General features: G+C 39.2%; 1 pseudogene. It reads left to right on the top strand.

Annotated elements, in window-relative coordinates:
* Positions 1-413 (top strand): annotated as a pseudogene (locus IFU29_RS22250) (hypothetical protein); the annotation flags it as partial.

The raw sequence follows: 413 nt of genomic DNA, 5'->3' as shown, positions 1-413 counted from the left end.
GGTGAAATAGCTTCCGGGAAAGCGTACTCTAAAAATAAACGAGAAAATATCTGTTATTTTGAGACTAAAGCGAAAACAAAACCCGTTAATGCAAATGGTGACGACAATATACATAATGTACAGATCACCTGCCTTGAAAGAGTTTTTATTGCAAAAGAGTATCCTGTAGGTAGCCCTGATGATCCATTCGATAGGGTAAAGATAGAAAGTCAGATTTCATCAAGAATGAATCATGCCAGTTACCCTAATCAAGGGGGGACTAGTTTGTGTGGGCCCGCAGCATTTTTTTATTGTCTGCAGATGGACAGACCGGATGTCTATAAACAAGCTGCAAATGAACTTTGGCTGTATGGTAAAACTAAAATAGGTATTCTTGATATTTCACCTGGAGATGGATGTAGGCATCCCAAAGG

Source organism: Erwinia persicina, from assembly GCF_014838825.1.
Lineage (GTDB): Bacteria > Pseudomonadota > Gammaproteobacteria > Enterobacterales > Enterobacteriaceae > Erwinia > Erwinia persicina_A.
The sequence above is the reverse complement of the archived record's forward strand: the minus strand, read 5'-3'. Positions and strand labels throughout refer to the sequence as shown.